The sequence below is a fragment of the Burkholderia oklahomensis C6786 genome, assembly GCF_000959365.1.
In the GTDB taxonomy this organism is placed as follows: Bacteria; Pseudomonadota; Gammaproteobacteria; order Burkholderiales; family Burkholderiaceae; genus Burkholderia; species Burkholderia oklahomensis.
On sequence record NZ_CP009556.1, the window covers coordinates 841,999 to 856,798 of the forward strand.

Annotated in this window: 14 protein-coding genes; 2 read left to right on the plus strand and 12 right to left on the minus strand. The window is 68.6% G+C overall.

Annotated features, from left to right (window positions below):
* Positions 1–38 precede the first annotated feature (38 nt).
* From BG90_RS21695 to BG90_RS21715, 5 genes are all read right to left on the minus strand, one after another.
* Complete coding sequence (locus tag BG90_RS21695) at positions 39–782, minus strand: SDR family NAD(P)-dependent oxidoreductase (RefSeq protein WP_025990382.1); 744 nt, start codon at positions 780–782, stop codon at positions 39–41.
* A 76-nt stretch (positions 783–858) separates the two neighbouring features.
* Positions 859–1,986 (minus strand): amidase, encoded by a 1,128-nt coding sequence (locus tag BG90_RS21700; protein ID WP_010120606.1) that lies wholly within the window; start codon positions 1,984–1,986, stop codon positions 859–861.
* Between the two features lie 22 nt (positions 1,987–2,008).
* The gene (locus BG90_RS21705; RefSeq protein ID WP_081469982.1) at positions 2,009–2,473 is read right to left on the minus strand and encodes a nuclear transport factor 2 family protein; all 465 of its coding nucleotides are present in this window, start codon (positions 2,471–2,473) and stop codon (positions 2,009–2,011) included.
* Positions 2,474–2,739: 266 nt separating this feature from the next.
* Positions 2,740–3,123, minus strand: a complete 384-nt coding sequence (locus tag BG90_RS21710) for a hypothetical protein (protein ID WP_010122864.1) — start codon at positions 3,121–3,123, stop codon at positions 2,740–2,742.
* Positions 3,124–3,244: 121 nt separating this feature from the next.
* Positions 3,245–4,444, minus strand: coding sequence for an acyl-CoA dehydrogenase family protein (locus BG90_RS21715; protein ID WP_010122866.1), 1,200 nt, complete (start codon positions 4,442–4,444; stop codon positions 3,245–3,247).
* 245 nt (positions 4,445–4,689) lie between these two features.
* Here BG90_RS21715 and BG90_RS21720 point away from each other — a divergent pair, with 245 nt between their 5' ends.
* Entirely contained in the window at positions 4,690–6,156 is a 1,467-nt protein-coding gene (locus BG90_RS21720; RefSeq protein WP_010122868.1) for a PAS domain-containing sensor histidine kinase, read from the plus strand.
* A 44-nt stretch (positions 6,157–6,200) separates the two neighbouring features.
* Here BG90_RS21720 and BG90_RS21725 read toward each other — a convergent pair whose 3' ends face one another.
* From BG90_RS21725 to BG90_RS21735, 3 genes are all read right to left on the minus strand, one after another.
* Entirely contained in the window at positions 6,201–6,587 is a 387-nt protein-coding gene (locus BG90_RS21725) for a 2-hydroxymuconate tautomerase family protein (protein ID WP_010112433.1), read from the minus strand.
* Between the two features lie 86 nt (positions 6,588–6,673).
* Complete coding sequence (locus BG90_RS21730) at positions 6,674–7,174, minus strand: aromatic-ring-hydroxylating dioxygenase subunit beta (RefSeq protein WP_025990611.1); 501 nt, start codon at positions 7,172–7,174, stop codon at positions 6,674–6,676.
* Positions 7,171–8,454, minus strand: coding sequence for an aromatic ring-hydroxylating oxygenase subunit alpha (locus BG90_RS21735; RefSeq protein ID WP_010122872.1), 1,284 nt, complete (start codon positions 8,452–8,454; stop codon positions 7,171–7,173). The genes BG90_RS21730 and BG90_RS21735 overlap by 4 nt, the downstream gene beginning before the upstream one ends.
* A 153-nt stretch (positions 8,455–8,607) precedes the next feature.
* Between BG90_RS21735 and BG90_RS21740 the strand changes: the two genes are divergently transcribed.
* A complete protein-coding gene (locus tag BG90_RS21740) occupies positions 8,608–9,528 on the plus strand; it encodes a LysR family transcriptional regulator (protein ID WP_010122875.1) in 921 nt (306 codons plus the stop codon).
* Positions 9,529–9,895: 367 nt separating this feature from the next.
* On the opposite strand, the gene BG90_RS21745 is transcribed toward BG90_RS21740, so the two are convergent.
* From BG90_RS21745 to BG90_RS35500, 4 genes are all read right to left on the minus strand, one after another.
* Positions 9,896–10,861 carry a PDR/VanB family oxidoreductase gene (locus BG90_RS21745; protein ID WP_010122876.1) on the minus strand — a complete coding sequence of 322 codons (966 nt, stop codon included), beginning with the start codon at positions 10,859–10,861 and terminating at the stop codon, positions 9,896–9,898.
* 374 nt (positions 10,862–11,235) lie between these two features.
* Complete coding sequence (locus tag BG90_RS21750) at positions 11,236–12,723, minus strand: NAD-dependent phenylacetaldehyde dehydrogenase (protein WP_010122877.1); 1,488 nt, start codon at positions 12,721–12,723, stop codon at positions 11,236–11,238.
* Positions 12,724–12,771: 48 nt separating this feature from the next.
* Positions 12,772–14,415, minus strand: coding sequence for a GMC family oxidoreductase (locus BG90_RS21755; RefSeq protein WP_010122878.1), 1,644 nt, complete (start codon positions 14,413–14,415; stop codon positions 12,772–12,774).
* A 91-nt stretch (positions 14,416–14,506) separates the two neighbouring features.
* Positions 14,507–14,770, minus strand: a complete 264-nt coding sequence (locus tag BG90_RS35500; RefSeq protein WP_124072360.1) for a hypothetical protein — start codon at positions 14,768–14,770, stop codon at positions 14,507–14,509.
* Positions 14,771–14,800: the final 30 nt, after the last annotated feature.

Consider the following 14,800-nt stretch of genomic DNA (forward strand, 5'->3'; position numbering starts at 1 on the left):
GCAGGCGCGCGATGTGACGCTGGCCGCGCGGTTCGCCGTCAGCGCATATACAGCCCACCGTTGATATCCCAGCACGCGCCGTTCGCGAAGTACGCATCGCCCGACGCGAGCAGCACGGCCGCGTCCGCGACGAACGCCGCGGAGCCGAGCTTGCCGCCCGGCAGCGTAGACAGGATCTGCGCGAGCTTGTCCGGCGCGACGCTCTCATGAACGATCGGCAGATCGAGCGGCCCCGGCGAGATCGCGTTGACCGTCACGCCGTGCGCGGCGAGATCGCGCGCGAACACCTTCGTCAGCGTGATCGCGCCGCCCTTCGCGGCCGCGTAGTGCGCGCCCGTCGCGGAGCCGCCGTTCTGGCCCGCGAGCGATGCGATGTTGACGATCCGGCCCGCACCGCGCGTCGCGAAGTATTGGCCGAAGATCTGGCAGCCGAACAGCACGCTGCGCAGATTCACTTCGATCACCTGATCGAACTGCTCGGCGGTGATTTCCATCGACGGCACGACCTTCGACGCGCCCGCGTTGTTGACGAGCGCGTCGACATGTCCCCAGCGCGCGACCAGCGCATCGCGCGCGGTCTCGAAATCCGCCTTGATGGTCACGTCGAGCTTCAGCGCGCATGCGGTGTCCGCATCGGCGCCGAGCTCGCGCGCGAGCGCCGTCGCCGCGTCGATCGCGACGTCGGCGAGCGCGACGCGGTAGCCCGCCGCATGAAACTTCTTCGCGACGACGGCGCCGAGGCCGCGCGCCGCGCCGGTAATCAGAACCACTCGATTCGACATGAACGTTTTTTCCTTGAATGCGTGAATGAATCGGTGCGCCTGTTTCGTGCGCGATCGTCGTGTCGCGGCCGCCGCGTCAGCGCGCGGCGAGCGCCGCCTCGAAACGCGCGGCGACTGCGCAGACCTGCTCGTCGGCGCCTTTGCGTCCGACGATCTGCAAACCCGCCTTCAGCGGCGAGCCGGCGAGCGGCAGCGGCAGGCTGAGCGCCGGATGACCGCTCAGGTTGAACGGCCGGATCAGCGACGACATCGCAATCACCGATGCGCCGCCGCGCGCTTCGTCGAGCGTGATCGGCAGCGCGGGCAGCGTCGGCAGCACGAGCACGTCGGCGGTGCCGAGCGCGCGGTCGACCTGAGCGGTGAAGCGCGCGCGCACGCGTTCCGCGGTGTCGAGCTGGTCGGCCGTCGTCGTCGCGGCGACGCGCAGCCGCGCGTCGATATCCGCGCCGAGCTTGCCGCTGCCGACGAAGCGGCCGAACGCGCGCGACGTTTCCGCGTTGATCACGGCGAGGCCCGCATCGAACGCCGCCGCGAGATCGTCGAGGCGCAACGGCGTGGCCGCGCAATCGGCTTGCCCGGCCGCGCGCTCGACGGCCGCGCGAATCGCCGCGTCCGAATCGGTTTCGACGATCGCGACGCGACACGCGGCGAGCTGCGGCGATGCGACGGACGCGTCGAAGCCCGGCGCGAGCGCGGCCATCACCGCGACGAGCGTCGCGACGTCGCGTGCGAACGGACCGACGCAGTCGAGCGTCGTGTCGACGGGCGCGACGCCGCGTCGCGACACGCGGCCGAAGGTCGGCTTGAGGCCGATCACGCCGCAGCACGCGGCGGGGCCGCGGATCGAGCCGCCGGTGTCGGTGCCGAGCGCGGCGTCGACGCGCCCGAGACCGACCAGCGACGCCGAGCCGCTCGACGAGCCGCCCGGTATCCGCGCCGGGTCCTGTGGGTTGACGGGCGTGCCCGTGTAGTCGTTGATGCCCGTCATGCCGAATGCGAGCTCGTGCATGTTCGCCTTGCCGGCGATCCGCCAACCCGCGTCGAGCACGCGCTCGACGACTTCCGCGTGGCGCTCGGCGGGCGGCGCGTCGGCGAGCGCGCGGCTCGCGCCCGTCGTGCGGTGGCCCGCGATGTCGATCGTGTCCTTGATCGCGATCGTCGGTCCGGGGCCGCCCAGGGAAAACGTTTCGATGAATCCGGTCATGGTGCGCTCGTTGCGGGATCGATCAGGCTGGAGAGCGGCGATTGACGCGCCACGGCGCGTCGAACAGCCGTTCGGTGCGGAAATGTCGGATCAGCCACGCGTCGCCGGCCGCGCTCGGCGCGAAGTCCACCGTCAGGCGCGCGGCGATCAGCTCGGCCGGCGCGTCGACGTAGTCGGACGCCTGCAGCATGATCCAGCAGCCTCGGCCCGCCGCGCCATCGACGACGATCGTCTCCGACGTCAGGAAGTGGACGTTCGTCGCGAAATGCGGCGTCGGCGGCAGATAGCGCAGCAGCATCGCGACGATCTCGCCGGGGCCGCGCAGGCGGCCGAACTGGTGCGCGTACTGCGGGCCGACGCCTTCCCAGATCGCGTCGGCGGTGAAGAGCGCCGCGAGCGACGCGCGGTCCGCGGCGTCCGCCGGCACGTCGCAGAGCGACATGTAGCGCGTCATCGTCGCGCGGATCGCGCGCTCGGCTTCGAGCATCGCGACGCGGCGCGCGAGCGCGGCGAGCGTCGGCGGCGCGGCCACGGGCGTGTCGTGCACGGCGTGCGCATCGTGCGTGTCGCGCGCGATGGTTCCGCCGCACGATGCGCTTGCGCGATCCGTTCGCGCCGCGTCGGCGTCGATGTCGGCATTGGCCTTGGTCTCGCCGCGCAGCCTCGTCGCGCGCATTGCGCTCGCCGCATCCGGCGCGCGCGGCTCGCCCGCATCGCCGTTCGTGCGCCGGCCTCGCCGGCTCGTCGCGGCGCTCACGACGCGGCAGCCTGCGCAGCGGCCGGCGGCACGGCGAGCGGCCGGCCGACGCGCGCCTCGATCTTGCCGTACCGCCACAGGTTGTATTCGCCGACGGGCGTTGTGCGATACAGGTTGCAGACTGCGGCGACGGTGTCGAAGTCGACGACGTCGGCCATGATGTAGAACGTCCACGGCGCGCCGTCGGACTGTCCGACGACGAGCCGGTCGTCGTCCATCACGCCGAGCACGCGCACGCCGTCCATCGCTTCGACGGCGGCGAGCATCTTGCCGTACGCCTGCCAGACTTCGCCGATGCGGTCGCGCGGGAGGTCGAAGAAATTCTGCGTGACGCCGCAGCAGAACAGCACGCGCAGCGGCAACGGGCGTTGGTCGGACATGTAAGGGCTCCTGTCGGTTCGGGTTGAATTCAAGATGGTTGATCGCGCCGCGCGCAGCGGCGCTCAGTGCATGAGTTCCGCGCGGCGGCGCGCCGGGCGCCGGCGCGCGGCACGCGTCGGATCACAAATAGCCGGGAAACGGCGCGACGCCGGTGAATACCGCGCCGGCGCCGTCGAGATTGCCTTCGCCGAGAAACGCGTGCTGCGTGACGACCATCGCATCGCGCAGCAGCCGCTGCAGCGGATGCGCGCGATAGATCGCGGGCGTGCCGCCGAGGCGATACGCGCGCTCGACGACGCTTGCGCCTTCGCGCGCGGCGTGCGTCGCCGCGAGCCGCAGCAGGCTCACGTGCTCGGGCGTCACGTCGCGGCCGGCGACGATTGCCTGCCACACTTCGTCGGTCGCTTCGTAGAAGAACGCGCGCGCCGCGCGCAACTGCGCCTCGGCCTTCGCGAGCTCGATCCGGAAGTACGCGCGGTCGGCGAGGCGCGGCGCGCCCGTCGTCGTCTTGCGGCCGCCCGACATCCGGTTCACCGTGTCGAGCGCCGCGCGCGCGAGGCCGAGATTGACGACCGCGAGCACCTGCGCCGCGTACGCAATGGTCGGATAGCGATAGAGCGGCTCGTCGACGGTCGGCGCGCCGCCGCGCACGAAGGTCCAGGGCTCGGCGACGAACTGGTCGACGACGCGCAGATCGTGGCTGCCGGTGCCCTGCATGCCGACCACGTCCCAGTTTTCGACGATCTCGACCTGCTCGGGCCGGAACACCGCGGTGCGCGGCTTGCCGGGCGCTTCACCGTCGGCGCCCGGAATCGCGATGCCGACGCCGAGCCAGTCCGCGCCCTTGCAGCCGCTCGCGAACTTCCACGTGCCGTCGACGCGCCAGCCGCCCGGCGCTTGCCGCGCGGGCTGCACGGGGAAGAGGCCGCCCGCGAACACCTGATCGGGCCCCGTCGCGTAGACGGCTTCCTGCGTCGCGAGCGGCAGCGCCGCGAGATAGACGTTCGCGGAGCCGAAGCTCGCGACCCACGCGGCCGAGCCGTCGGCGGTCGCGATGCGCTCGATCATCCCGAGAAACTCGGCGGGCGGGCGCGCGTCGCCGCCGAAGCGGGTCGGCGTGCCGGCGCGGTAGAGGCCGGCGCGCTTGAACAGCTCGACGACGTCGCGCGGCACGTGCGACAGCCGGTCGAATTCGTCGCGGCGCGCGGCCACCACGGCGATCACGTCGTCGAGCGGCAGCGCATCGAGCCCGCATGCCGGCGCGACGCGCGGCTGAGCGGAGCGGGCGGCGCCGACGGCGGCGGCGGCGGTTTCTGACATGGCGGGTCTCCTGAATATGGGATCGACTGAGGAAGAAAAAGGGCGCGTAGGCGCATCGGCGCGGACGAGCATCGCTGGAATCCAGTCTAGGAATGCAATAAGGACGCTTCAATTGGGACGATGGACGCGCGACCTGGGGACGAGCCGTGTCTCCGTAAAGAATTCTTCAGATGCGGCGCGTCGGCACGGGTGTTAATGTGAACATCCACGCGCGCCGCGCCGTGCCGCCCCCGCAGAACCGAGCCATGACCTTTCCCGCCGAAGACGATTTCCGCCGCCTGCTCGATGCGCTGTCGCTGTGCGTGCTGCTGCACGACGCGAAGACGAAGGCGATCGTCTGGGCGAACCGCGCGGCGTGCGACGTGCTCGGCTTTACCGTCGCGGAGCTGCTGCCGCTGAAGGCGCCTGACATGACGCGGCCCGGGCCGAAGTACCAGCGCGAGATCGGCGTCGGCGCGATGGACCGCTCGATCACCGACGGTCCGCAGGTGTACGAATGGTGCTACCGGTCGCGCACGGGCGTCGACATGCTGTCGGAGGCCACCGCGACGCACGTGCGGCTGCGCGAGCGCGACGTCGTGATGGTGCAGTTTCGCGACATCAGCGCGGAGGAGGCGACGCGCCAGGCGCTGCGGCGCTACGAGGCGAGGCTGCGCGAGTTCATGCAGGACCTCGACGAAGGCGTCGCGGTGCTGACGCCGCACGGCGGCGTGCAGTTCATCAGCGAATCGGGGCGGCGCGTGCTCGGCATCGCGGCGGGCGAGCCGCTCGGCGACGTGCTCGACTACTGCACGGTCGCCGATCGCGACCGTCTGATCGCGCAACTGCGCGACGCGCCCGCGTGCCGTCCGTCCGAGCCGCAGCGCTACCGGATCGCGCGCCGCGACGGCACGCCGCGCTGGGTGCGGATCACGTGCCGGCGCGTCGACATCGAAGGCGACCTGAGCGGTTTGCTGATCCACTTCCGCGACGTGACCGACGAGGTGGCGATCGAGGAGACGCGGCGCATCGAGGCGCGGATGCTCGAATACGCGGGACGCTACAACGCGATGGGCGAGATGGCGGCCGTGATCGCGCACGAGCTGAGCCAGCCGCTCGCGGCGGTGCGCAACTTCATCGAAGGCGCGATCCAGCGGCTCGGCCAGCCGGGCTCGACGGACGATGTCGTCTGGGGGTTGCGCGGCGCCGACCGGCAGGCGGAGCACGCGGCGCTCATCATCAAGAGCGTGCGCGAATACGTCGTGCGGCGCGAGTCCGTCGAGGCGGTCGTCGATCTGCGCGACATTCTGGCGGACGTGTCGTATTTCATCGATCTGCGCGCGAAGGAAGCCGGCGTCGCGGTGGCGATCGTGCAGGCGGACGCGCCGCTGCCGGTGCGCTGCGAGCGCGTGCTGATCGGGCAGGTGATCCTGAATCTCGCATTCAACGCGATCGAGGCGCTGACCGACGTCGTTCCGCCGGCGCGCGCGCTGATGCTCGGCATCGGCGAGCACGCGGGGCGCGCGGTGCTGCACGTCGTCGACAACGGGCCCGGCGTGCCCGACGGCGTGCACGCTCGACTGTTCGACGGCTTCTCGTCGTCGAAAGTCAGCGGCAACGGGATCGGGTTGTCGCTGTGCAAGAACATCGTCACGCGGCACGGCGGCAGGATCTGGGCGCAGCCGGCGCCGGGCGGCGGGCTCGAATGCCGCTTCTCGCTGCCGCTCGCGTAACGCAGCGGGACGGCGTCCGACGCGCGGGACGAGCGTGTGCATCGTCAGCGGCCGAGCGCGTGCGCCGTCTTGCCGCCGATCCCGAAATCGGTCGTCGGGATGTCCTTGACGATCACGCGAATCGCCTGCAACGGCGCATCGAGCACGGCCGCGCTCGCATCGGACAGCGCGGCGATCAGCGCGCGCTTCTGCTCGTCGGCGCGCCCGGAGATCAGGATCGCGACGATCACGGGCAGCGCGGGCGGCGCGCCGTCGGCCGCGCTGCGACCGCCGAGCCCGATGTGCGTCGCGGGCAGCTCGCTCAACAGGATTCGCACCGATTCGGCGGGCGCGCCAATCGCGGCGACGGTCGCCGCGGTCAGCCGGTCGATCAGCTCGGCCTTCCGTGCGTCTCGATGGCCGGCCGGCAAATACACTTCGAGTGTCGGCATGATGAGATGAAAGAGAAAACGTCGACGAAAAGGCGCGCTCGCCGCGCACGCGCTTGCATGCGCGCCGCGACGAGGGCGCCGCGGCGTCACAGCAGGAAGCCGATCGCGCTCAGCGCATCGGTCGAGTCGATCAGGCGGATCACCTTCCCGGCCAGACGCACGTCGCCGTCGCGCAGGTCGAGCTTGTGCGTGACGTCCGCCGCGAACAGCGTCGCGACGCCGCGCTTGTATGCGACGACGACCTGCGCGGACTTCACTTCGATCGTCTCCGCGCTTTCGCTCTCGAGCGTGAAGCGCGACACGGTGCGCACCGTGCGCGCCGCGTCGGACGCCGACGCCGAATAGCCGGACAGCATTCGCTGCGTGCGCTTCTCGCGCATCTCGTGATCGTCGTACACATAGTTGAGCGTGGCTTCGAAGTCGGTCGCGGCGGGATCGATCGGGACGACGTAACGACCGGCCGGCTCCCACAGATCGAGCCAGCCGCGATAGTCGCGGCGATCGAGCAGCTCGGCCTCGCGCCAGATGAACTCGACGGCACGCGCGAACGTGCGCGTGGAAAAAAGGGCGTTGCGGTCGTCCATCATGCTTGCTCCATCATCTTGCGCCATTGCCGGTATGCTTCGCGCATGCCGGTCTCGTCGGTCGCATGCGCGGTCTTTTCGCCGTTCGGCGCGGTCGTTTCGCGGTTCAGCCCGCGGTTCACGAGAATCGGCACGTCGGGCCCCGCATGCGCGCCGCGCTGCACGCGCTCCCAGGCTTCCGCGTCGTCCGGGCTACCGAAGCCGAACGGCCCCTGGAAATGCTCGTGGATCCGCAGCCGGACCTGATTCGCCTCGTCCGGGCCGCCATCCATCGCGAGCGCGACGTGGCGGATCTCGGTCTCCTCCGCCGAAATCGGCCGCAGCACGCGAAAGAACGCCATCGACAGCGCGAGGTTCGGAAACAGATTGAGGTTGAAGCCGACGCCCATCAGCGAGCGCACGATACGCCGCACTTCGTCGGGCGCATGCCGCTCGGCGAGCTGCGCGGCGAGCGCGTCGAAGCGTTGTGGCAGCGGCGCGCCGTCGTCTTCGTCGAGATCGATCAGCTCGGGCATCAGCACGGCGAGGCTGTGGCCGTTGCCGAGCGCGCGGCAGAACGCGGCGTCGCTCGTCATGAAGCTCGTGATCGCGGCGGCCGTCTCGTCGTCGATCGATTTCATCCACGATTTGTGGACGACCGGGAAGTGGTAAAGGTCGGTCGTGTTCTCGAGCTGGATCTTCCAGTTGCCCTTGAACTTGAACTTGTGCTCGCCGTTCGACTTGATCGGGTAGCCCGCGCCCTGCTTCATGAACAGGTCGATCCACGGCTTCGCCGCGCCGAGGAAATCGTCGAGCGGTTCGACATCCTGATTGAAGCTCGCGAACACGAGGCCCTGGTAGGTGCCGACGCGCAGCTTCACGAGCGGCAGATCGTTTTTGTCGCATACGCCTTCGTAGCCGTCGCCGTACGGCAGTGCGCGCAGCGTGCCGTCGAGCGCGTACGACCAGCTGTGGTACGGGCACGTGAAGCCTTTCGCGTTCCCGCGGTGCGCTTCGCAGACAGTCGCGCCGCGATGGCGGCAGCGGTTCTGCAGCACGTTCACGTCGCCGTTCCTGTCGCGCACGACGATGACCGGCTGGCGGCCGATCGTCGTCGTCACGAAGTCGCCGGGATTCGGCAGCTCGCTGTCGTGCGCGACCCAGATCCAGGTGCGATAGAAGATGCGCTCGAGCTCGGCCTCGAACAGCTCGGGGTCGTAGTACATCGACGGGGCGATGCGATCGGACTCCACGCGCCGGGCGAGCGCGCGCGTGTCGATGGTCTGATAAGGAGATTCGCTCATCGTGGTCGGAAGGAAATTCGCGATGTCGTCGCGAGGTTGCGGGGCTGGCATGTTTGCCATGTCGTCCGGCCAGTGTCGCGGCGCGCTTGATATCCGTCAAATTGATCTAAAATCTATCTATTCATAAATGCGATGAATTTTCAGGAGGCGGCCGTGACGTCCATCGATCATCTCGATCTGAACCTGCTGCGCGTGTTCCAGGCGATCGTCGAGGAGCGCAGCCTGACGAAGGCGGGCGAGCGGCTCGCGCTGTCGCAGCCGGCCGTCAGCTATTCGCTCGGCCGCCTGCGCACGCTGTTCGACGATCCGCTCTTCATCCGCACGCGCGCGGGCATGCAGCCGACGCCGATCGCGCTCGAACTCGCGACCATCGTCGGGCGCGCGCTCGACACGGTGCGCGAGGCGCTGCGCTATGCGGAGAGCTTCGATCCCGCCGTCAGCACGCGCACGTTCCGGGTGTCGCTGTCCGACGCGGGCGAGATGGCGTATCTGCCTGCGATCTGCCGCGCGCTGCACGAGCGTGCGCCGCGCGTGAAGCTTGCCGTGCGGCCGATGCCCGTCGACGAGATCGAGGACGCGCTGCGATCGAGCCGGCTCGACTTCGCGATCGGCAATCTGCCGGCGCTGATGCCGCGCACCCGGCACCGGCTGCTGTTCGAAGAGACCTACGTGTGCATGACGGGGCGGCGGCGCGGCCTGCCGAAGGCCGCCGCGCTCGGCCTCGAGCAGTTCCTGCAGGCGTCGCACGTACAGGTAATGTCGGTCGAGCACAGCCATCACGCGCTCGACGATGCGCTGCGCGCGCAAGGCGTCGGCCGCAACATCGCGCTCGAAGTGCCGCACTTCGTCGCGCTGCCGGGCATCCTGAGCGTCACGGATCTGTACGCGACGCTGCCGAAGCGGCTCGCGCAGATCCTCAATCGCGGCGACGCGTTCCGGATCTATGCGCTGCCGGTGCCGCTGCCCGCGGTGCCGGTGACGATGCACTGGCACGAGCATTTCGACGACGACGCGGGCATCGCGTGGATGCGCGATCTGATGGCGGGGATCGTCGAGCATTTCGACGAGGCTTGAGGGGGGGCGGCAGTGTTGGGCGGGGGCGCGGTCGAGCGGCTGGGCGGTTTGGGTCGCGTGCGGTTGCGTGCCGGCTCGGCGCGGACGACTGGTCCGAGTGCGTAGCGCTCGTCGAGCGGTGTTTGACCGGCGGCGTTTTTCAATTCAGCGGACCAAACCGCTTGTATTCGATCGCCGATGCGCGATGGAGGGTGCGCGGGCATCGACTGGACGTGCGGCGGAGGCGCGCGTGTTCGGGATGTCGGGCGGGCGCAGATCGGCAGTCCGATGCAATTCGATATCGCGCGACGTCACGCGAGCTGGACAACCGAAGCGACGCGAACGGCGCGAACGATGCAAAAAACGAAGGCCCCCTGAACAAGCGGCGTCAAAGATCGAGCACGAGCACCGGCGACCGCGAGCGCGACACGCAGCAGCAAATCACCTTGTTGCTCGCGCGCTCCGCCCTGCTCAGGCAGTGGTCGCGATGATCGGGCTCGCCGCTCACGACGGGCACCATGCAGGTGCCGCACACGCCTTCGCCGCACGACGTGTCGACCTCGACGCCGATCGACGCGAGCGCGTCGACGATCGACGTCCTGTCGTCGACGCGAATCGATCGTCCGCTGCGCTGCAGCCGCATTTCGAATGCGTCGCCTTCAGCGACGGGCAGCGGCGGCTCGGCCGCGAAGCGTTCGAGATGGATCGCGGTTTCGTCGATGCGCACGGCCGCGCGCGCGACGACCTGATCCATGAACGGCGCGGGGCCGCACGTATAGAGATGCGTGCCGGGGGCGGCGTCGGTGACGCACGCGTCGAGCGCCGCGGCGAGATCGGGCGGCTCGATGCCGACGTGCAGCGCGACGTGCGGCGCGAACGGCTCGCTCGACAGCCGCTCGAAAAACGCCGCATGCGCGCGACTGCGCACGAAGTAATGCAGCCGGAACGGCGCGCGCCGCTCGACGAGCCGGTAGGCCATCGACAACAGCGGCGTCACGCCGATGCCGGCGGCGATCAGGAGGTGCGCGCGCGCATCGTCGGCGATCCGAAACAAATTGCGCGGCGTGCCGACCGCGAGCTCGGTGCCGACGCGAACGTCGTCGTGCAGCGAGCGTGAGCCGCCGCGCGAGCGCAACTCCTTCTTTACTGCGAACTGATACGAGGCGCGCTGCGCGGGGTCGCCGCACAGCGAATATTGGCGGGTGACGCCGGATGGGCTCGTCACGTCGATGTGCGCGCCGGGCTCGTATGCGTCGAACGGCAGGCCGTCGACGCGCGAGATGCGAAAGGAGCGGATGTCCTGCGCCTCGTCCTGGAGCGCATCGACCCGGGCTAGATGGAAACTCGCTTGCATGGGGAATCCGTTGATGGAGTGAGACGCGCGCCGCACGTGCGGCGAAGCCGCGCGATTCGGCAAAAGCAGGATAAGCTGCGTAATTGAATCAGGCAAATTGATGAAAAACGGTTGAATGGATAAGTGCCACTGATTTAATCTGGGCTCGAGTGATTGCCGGATCGGGTGCGCGTTGGCGGCTGTCCGGGTTCGGAAGGTGAAGGGCGCAAGCGCGGCCGTCGCCGCCGGAAACGAGGCGGCGTGCGAGGCGACGAGAAGCGGCGCAGGAAGGGCGAGGTGGGCAAAAGGAACGAAAAGGACGAAGCTCGCGCGCGAGCCGGGCCGTCCCGTGCGCGCCGCTTCGGCGCGGCGTCGCGCGGCAACCGGCCGCCGCGTCAGTAGCGGATCATGACGGACTTCAATTCCGTGTAGTCGTGGATGAACGCACTGCCGAACTCGCGTCCGAGCCCAGACGATTTGACGCCGCCGAACGGCACGGCCGGATCGAGGAACGTGTGCATGTTGACCCACAGCGTGCCCGCTTCGATCCGGGGAATCAGCCGTAGCGCCTTCGAGAGATTGTTGGTCCACAGGCTTGCGGTCAGGCCGAACGGCGTGTCGTTGAACAGGCTGACGAGCTCGTCGTCGGTGTCGTACGGCAGAAAGCTGATGACGGGGCCGAACGTTTCCTCATGCAGCAGCCGGTCGTCGCGATGCTTCGCGAGCACGGCCGTCGGCTCGACGAAATAACCGGGGCGGTCGACGCGGCGGCCGCCGAATACGACCTCGCCGTTTTCCCGCGCCCAGTCGAAATAGCCGAGGATCTTGTCGAGGTGCGGCTTGTTCGCGAGCGGCCCGAACGCCACGGATTCATCGAGCGGCGAGCCCACGCGGATCGCCTGCAATCCCGTCTTGACCTTCTCGAGCACTTCGTCGAGCTTCGAACGATGCACGTACACGCGTTCCGGCGACGCGCAGATCTGCCCTTGATGCGTATACCCCGCCGTCAGCAGTCCGCTCACCGCGTCGTCGACGTCGACGTCCTCGAGAAAGCCGGCCGCATTCTTTCCGCCTAGTTCGAGCGTCGCGCGGGTCAGATTGGCGCCGATCGCCTGCGTGCCGACGCGAATGCCGGTCGCCACCGAGCCGGTGAACGACACTTTGGCGACGTCCGCGTGGTCGATCAGCATGCGGCCGACGTTGCCGTCGCCGTTGACGACGTTCAGCGCGCCGGGCGGCACGCCGGCCTCGGTCGCGAGCTCGGCAAGACGCAGCAGCGTCAGCGGGCTGAATTCGCTCGGCTTGATGACGACCGTGCAACCCGTGACGAGGGCGGACGCGATCTTCCAGATGGCGATCATCACCGAGAAATTCCACGGAACGATGCCGGCCACGACGCCGACCGGCTCGCGAAACGTCAGCGCCGTGTAGCGCTCGCCCGCGCGGGACGGCAGCGACGGCGCGATCGTCTCGCCGTTGATCTTGGTCGCCCAGCTGGCGTAATAGCGGAGAAACGTCGCGCTTTGCGCGACTTCGATCGCGCGCGATACGTGGATGTGCTTGCCCGAGCAGAGCGTTTCGAGTTGGGCGATTTCCTCGCCGTGTTGTTCGATGAGATCGGCGAGCCGGTTCAGGATCTCGGCGCGCCGGCCCGCAGACGTATCGCGCCAGGCGCCGTGGAACGCCGCCTTCGCGGCGGCGACGGCGGCGTCGACATCGGCCGCGTCCGCGTTGCGCACGTGGGCGATCGTCTGCTCGGTCGCCGGGTTGGTTATCGCGATACGATGGTCCGATGCGCCGGCGCGAGATGCGCCGCCGACGAAATGCGCATGATCCTGCGTGAGGAACCGGAACACCTCGGGAAGAAGTGGGATGTCGCTCATGTCGATCGAGTCCTGTTCAGTGATTGGAGGGGGGGAAGCGGCGCACGCTCAGCCGACGCACTCGGCGGACGGAGAAGGCGCCTTGTGGCCGAGCAGCAGATCGGCGCCGCGCTCTCCGATCATGATCGAAGGCGCGTTGGTGTTGCCGCTCGGCACCTGCGGGCAAATCGAGCAATCGACGACGCGCAGGTTGGCGACGCCATGCACGCGCAGCGCCTGGTCGACGACCGACGATGCGGGGTCCGTGCCCATCCGGCAGGAACCGGCGGGGTGATAGACAGTCTTGACGTTCTGTCGAACGAACGCTTCGAGCGCTCGATCGTCGTCGCGCTCGAGCCGCGACGGCGCGACGATTTCGCGGACGTGGGCGCCGAGCGCCGGCGCGGCCAGTATGTCCAGCCCCGCCCGGACAGCGCGTATCTGCCCGGACAGGTCGTCGGGATGACTGAGGAAATTCGCGTCGATTCGCGGCAGATCGGCCGGATCGGTGCTGCGCAGCAGGACGCGACCGCGCGATTTCGGCTGAAGATGTCCTGCTTTCACGGTGATGCCGTGTTCGCTCGCAGGCGGTTTTTCGCCGGGCGTATTGTCGAAATTGTCGAGAAGCGGCAGGAAGTGCAACTGAATGTCGGGGCGGCCCGTGCCGAGACTGTCGATGAACGCGCCGCCTTCGAGGATGTTGCTCGTCAGCAGGCCGCTGCGGAAGCACCGCCACTGAAGGAAGTGACCGAGCGCCGCGAGTCCCTGGTCCGCGCCGAGCAAGCTGGTTTTCGTGCGGATCGACGCCTGGACCGACAGGTGCAGGTGATCGTGAAAATTCTTGCCGACCGGCAGATCGGCGATCGTCTCGATGCCGAGGTCGGACAGATGGTCATGCGGGCCGATTCCGGACAGCATCAGCACCTTCGGGCTGCCGATCGCGCCGGCGCTCAGCACGACTTCCTTGCGCGCGCCGATCGTGATCGGCGCCGAGCCGCGCTCGCCGAACGCGACGCCGACCGCGCGTCCCTGCTCGACGAGAATGCGGTGAACGAGCGCGCCGGTCGCGATCGTCAGGCGCGCGTCGTCGCGGACCGATTTCAGGTAGGTGCGCGCGGTGCTCGCGCGCTCGCCGTTGTGCGTCGTCGTCTGGTAATAGCCGATGCCCCGCTGAGACGCGCCGTTGAAATCGTTGACGTAAGGCAGCCCGATTTCCTGGCCGGCGCGCACGAAGGCGCCCGTCAGCGGATGGCGGTAGCGGTTCTCGCTGACGGGCAGCGGCCCTTGCTGGCCATGAAATTCCGTGCCGAGGCTTTCGTTGGCTTCCGCGTTGCGGAAGTAGGGCAGCACGTCGCGGTAGCGCCAATCGGTGCAGCCCCATTCGGTTGCCCAGTCGTCGTAGTCCGCGGCTTGTCCGCGGATGTAGATCATGCCGTTCACCGAACTGCCGCCGCCCAGCACGCGTCCTTGCGCGATGATCAGCGAGCGGTCGTTCGCGTGGCGCTGCGGCTCGGTCATGTACGGCCACGATTTCCGCTGGAACACCTTGACGACGGCGCCGGGGATCGCGTGAAACGGATTGCTGTCGGCGCCGCCCGCTTCCAGCAGCAGGACGGTTCCCGCTTTCTGCTGGATCAGACGAGCCGCGACCACGCAGCCTGCCGAGCCGCCGCCGATCACGATGTAGTCGTAGGAGGGTTGCAGAGTTTTCATGTCACTCGATGAACGTGAACGGTTGATGAGAAGGACTGAACGATTGCTCCGAACGCCGGAGGATTCGCCGGCGACGCGCGCGGAGGGTTCGTCATGGCCACGCGTGCGGCGTGGACGCCCGGGCGTGACCGTGGAATCGGCCCATCCGGCGTTCGGCATTCGCACTGCGCACTCGCACTTCGCACGCGCGGAGTCGCATCGGATCGATCGCCGCGCGACGCGATTGCGTATCGCGCGGCGCACCCGGCATGGCGTTGCGAAGCAGGATCGGCGAATTGGATAAATAAGACAAATCAATAGAAATCACGATGATGAATAAATGGTGCGGATATCTCGACGGCGTCGCGATGCGCATGCCGAGTTCCCCGCGCTCGCGCCGCCGTCC